Raw genomic sequence first — 5,015 nt, forward strand, 5'->3', positions numbered from 1 at the left:
GGATATAAGGGATGTTTGCTGATATCGGTATTTCCTCCAAGCAGATCATATCCGTTAGGCAGTCCAATTTGAACTGATGCCTCTGTATTTCCTGAAAGTGTTTGATTTATATTTTTTGCAAGACCATCCTGAGGTATTTCAGCGATGACGGCCAATCTTGGATCGCCAGTATCTCTTAGATAATCAATTAAGGTTTTGCTCCATTTTACTTCAATATAATCTGAAAACACACGTAATGCAACTGAAGAGCTATTTTGGCTACCCGAGCTGGTAGCATCAGTCATTAGAATTGCGTTGTCACTTGCGTCAGAAAAAGCATGAGTTGAAGCTTTTTCAACCCAGAGTCGCGCGATATCTGGTCGAACTTTGCTCAATCTCATCGCTACCCGTACCATTAAAGCATAGCCAAACTTCTTCCATTTGTTAATGTCTCCATTGTAAAACAGATCTGCAGTTGGCCCGGGTTTATCAGGATTCAAATTGTCAATGGCTTTTTCAAGGTCTAATAACATGGAATTGTAGATGTCCTCCTGTTTATCATATAAAGGATATTTAATACCTTGCCTGGCTTTTGCGGCTTCATTATAAGGTACATCTCCATAAGTATCCGTGATTCTTTGCAAAATTAGTACGAACATGATGTCACCAATATTGATCAGATTTGAATATTTATCAGCATTTTTTTCAGTTGCTAGTCGCTGCATTTCTCTTATTGTGGAGGCCTCTGCATAGCCCTCTTCAAAAATCCTTCCTTGATAATCGGTAAAGCTCGCCACATTTATATATTTATCCCCATTATTATAATAGTAATAAGTAGATGCGAGTAACTGCGTCATTGTGCTTTGATAAAGCAACTGATAATAACCTTTATTTGCGAACTTTAATTGTGCTGTTGAAAGTAGACCATTAGGGTCATAGTTTGAAGCATTGGATTTTGTCGGATCTGTATTTATTTTATCCAACTTCTCTTTACTGCAGCTAAACATAATGATCATTATTAAAACCAATGGAAGAATAATTACTTTTTTCATAGCATACAGTTATTTAAACTTCAGATTTAGGTTTATACCAAACGTTCTTGTTGCAGGTAATGATGCGCCCTCTATTCCTGCATAAGCAAGGCTGGGAGAGAACTGAGATTCGGGGTCTATATTTTTAGTATACTTCAAAATAGTTAATAGATTCCTTCCTATTAAATCTATTGATACATTTTTAAAAGGCGTTTTATTTAATATTTTGGACGAGAATGTGTAGCCAAGCACAACTTGTCTTAGTTTTATAAAACTGCCGTTTAAAACAGCGAGTGCGGAGATGTTTGTAGCCAACGCCGGGTAGTAGTTATAGGCAGGAACATTTATGGTATTTGTTTCTCCATTTTCATACACACCGTTGGCAACTATACCTGTTTCACGACCAATAAGGGTTGCCTTATTAAGGCCCAGAACGTAGGAGTAGGTTTCTGTAGCCGACAGGATTTTGTTTCCAAATTTATAATCGATTAGAAAGCTTAAACTGAAGCTTTTATATTGGAAGTTATTACTGAAACCTCCGTAGTAAGATGGAAGAACACTGCCCATTGGTTTCATATCCCCTCGTTTCGGAATTCCATCTGTACCGATGATCATGTTCCCATTCTTGTCGCGCTGATAATCATAAGCCATGATCTGGGTGATAGACTTGCCAACAACAAGGGCTGTACTTGCGTTTAATGGACGATAGGTGCCCCCAAACGCATAGCTGCTGATACCATCTATTGATATCAATAAGTTATTTATGTGACTGGCATTGATTCCTGCCTTCCAACTAAAATTCTTATTGGTTATCAAATTGGTTTGTATAGAAGTTTCGATACCTGTATTACGGGTTTTGCCTAAATTTACATAAGCGGATGTGAATCCTGTGGTTACAGATTGCCCGGCGTTAATAATTTCCTTATTGGTAATCCTGTGGAAATAAGTGAAATCAAGGTCTAATTTGTTTCCGAAAAGTTTTAAATTAATGCCGGTTTCAAATTCATTTAAAGTGAAAGGCTTCAGATTGTAGTTGGGCAGATCCCTGGAAAAATTTCCTAGAGGAACACCGTTTATGGACTTATCTGAAGAATAATAGATCTGTGTGGTATAAGGCACTGCTGGTTCTCCGCTTGTTTGGGCAAAACTTGCTCTTATTTTACCAAAATCCAGACCTTTTATTTTTAAAAAGTTAGAGAATATAAAACTTCCGGAAACGCTTGGCACAAAAATGCCCCTGCTATTGCGTGGAAGCGTAGAGTATACATCGTATCGGCCGGTGGATGATAGGGTAAGATATTTTTTGAAATCCAGGTCAATCGTGTAATACGCCGACTGAGTAACAATTCTTGTTAGGGCATTTTTACTACTAACGGCAGCTAGATTTTCAATCGTGTACAAATAGGGTATAATAAATTGAGTACCAGTTAGCTCATTAGATTTTGTTCTTCTATTACGGAAGCTTGCCCCTGCAGATATGTCTATGTTAAGGTCTTTAGTAATATCTCTGTTTCCCGAAAGAAGAATGTCGGTATTTAATTCTGATGTTTTTGATTGATTTAAAGCGTTTATCCCACCCTGGCCATTTATAGAAAAAGCGGTGCCTGTTGGTACTATACTGATAATATGATCATTGCTAATGTCATAACCAAATCTTCCTTGTAGGAACACCCAGTTGCTCAAATCGTATTTGATAAGCGCCGAGGATATAAATCTGTCACGCGAAGAATTGTCTTCTTTTTTATTGATGGTGAAATATGGATTGGTTTTGTATTCATCCGCATTCCACCTGGTCTCGGCTCCGGTATTTACATCATATCCCGGAGCTAACAACGCTTGATCTGCACTTGTTGCTATGGCAGCGATGCCGTAATTCGCATTGATAGGGCCATCGCTAAGGTAGGATCTGTTTTTGCCGTGTTCGTAAATGTAATTGCCATTTAACGTGAGTGTAAGTTTTCTGGTCAGGTCATACGAGGTAAATAGGTTGGCTGTTTTTCTGTTCAGATCGCTATTCCTTAAAATAGATTGATAATCAAGAACAGAGGCAGATGCGTGATAGCTGCTTTTATCTGATCCGCCATTTAGGGAAATGGTATTTGTAAATGCCGGCGCCGTTCTATAGAATGTTTTTATATTGTCTTTTACCGGTACATAGGGACGGTTTTCTCCATTAATTTGTACGCTTTGCAGTCCATCCATTTTTTCTCCCCAGCTAAGTATACCGGTTGCAATTGCTCCTGCGATGTTTTGCGGCCTTAAATTTTGTAAACCCTGACCATATATGTATTGATAATCGGTATTGTTTACAGGACTGTCAAATGAGAAATTGGAATTGTATTCAACAGAATTACCCGATTTCTTTTTTCCACTTTTAATGGTAATTATGATCACACCATTTGCGGCACGTGCACCATATAAAGCAGAAGCGGAAGATCCTTTTAATACGGTAATCGTCTCTACGTCATCGGGGTTGATGTTACTGATTCCATCCCCATAATCTACACCTCCATATTCATTTGCACTCCCACGCTGAGTATTATCTATAGGTATACCATTAATAATAAAAAGAGGCGGCCCGGCATCCTTGCTTGCGGTACCTCTTAGCAGTATTCTGGCAGACGAGCCCGGCCCTCCATTCACACCACTCACATTTAGCCCTGCTACCAGTCCMTCTAATGCCATAGCAAGGTTCGATTCCCTCGCCTTTGTTAATGAAGAACCATCAATAGTTGAAACTGAATAACCTATCTTTCTGTTCTCTTTTTTAATATTTAAGGCTGTTACGATAACTTCATCCAGTAGCTTAACGGAATCAATGCCTTGATCTTCATTTGATCTCGGTTTTATAACAATAAGGTTATTGGAAAGTAGTTTATAGTTATAATTAGTGCTACTAAGGATCTGGTCAAGTACTTTGAACGTTTCCTCGTTCTTTATATTGATGGTAATTTTCTTATCAGGAATTTTACGTTCACTAAATACAAACCGATAAAAAGTCTGATTTTGTATTTCATTGATAACTTGATCAAAACTTGCCGATTCGAGCTTTAATGTCACTTTCGTTTGCGAATGGACATTAATTGCTGTCATAAGGAAGCAGAAAATCAATACGTGCCGCATCGTCTTCATCATAAGCTTCGTACTCGGGTCTAGGTGGTGATTTGGTTTGAGGGATTTTAATAAATATATATAATATTCCCGTCTTTTTTATAGCTGAAATCTTCTATATATCTCAAAGCATTTAATAGTTCATCTATGCTTTCTTTCTCAAACTTTCCCGTGAAAGTATAATCTTTCTTTTTCTCATCATTAAACCTGATTTCAACGCCATATTTTCTTTCCGCATCCCGGGCAATAGAAACGAATGTTTGATTTTTGAATGCCAGTCTGTCGTTTAACCAGGAGGTTTCCATGATGTTGTTGTTGCTGCTATCCATTGAATTATAATAAGTCAAAGGAGTTATGGTATAATTAACACTGTTTTTGTCAGCAATGGTAAACTTCTGGTTTGGTTTTAATATGATCTTTTCAGCAGGTTTATTGTTCAATGTGACCTGAATAAGCCCTCTTACCAAAGTTGTTTCAATAAATGAATCATCCTCATAAACTTTTACATCAAAAGCAGTTCCCAGTACCTTTATCCTCATATGTTTGGTATGGATAATAAAAGGATGATCAGGGTCTTTCTTAACATCAAAAAAAGCTTCACCATTCAGATATACTTCCCTGGTTTTTCCGCTAAAGGATGCTGGATATTTTAATTGACTTTTAGCGTTTAAGTTTATCTCAGTACCATCTTCAAGTATAATTTTTGATTTATCCCGGCTAGGGGTTTGCAAAACTTTCCATTCAGTAGTATCGTTTTTACCGGCAGGATTATCTGGAATAAAGAAATGATATGCCGCAAAAGAACAGGTGCAAAATGCAATAACAGCTGCAATCCTGTACCAACTGACAAAGTTTCTTTTTATCGGTTTTTCAATATTTTGAATAGGTTTAGGC

3 protein-coding genes are annotated in these 5,015 nt (G+C 37.5%); all 3 read right to left on the bottom strand.

Going from position 1 to position 5,015, the window contains the following annotated elements; genetic code table 11:
• Positions 1-1,031, bottom strand: a 1,031-nt coding sequence (locus AC1DG9_RS23020; RefSeq protein WP_477635310.1) for a SusD/RagB family nutrient-binding outer membrane lipoprotein, incomplete at its 3' end; no start/stop codon positions are given.
• A 9-nt stretch (positions 1,032-1,040) separates the two neighbouring features.
• The gene (locus tag AC1DG9_RS23025) at positions 1,041-4,103 is read right to left on the bottom strand and encodes a SusC/RagA family TonB-linked outer membrane protein (RefSeq protein ID WP_477635311.1); all 3,063 of its coding nucleotides are present in this window, start codon (positions 4,101-4,103) and stop codon (positions 1,041-1,043) included.
• A gap of 86 nt (positions 4,104-4,189) precedes the next feature.
• On the bottom strand, positions 4,190-5,015 hold an 826-nt coding region (locus AC1DG9_RS23030; RefSeq protein WP_477635312.1), incomplete at its 5' end, for a FecR family protein.

The organism is Pedobacter sp. 05L430 (assembly GCF_056397585.1).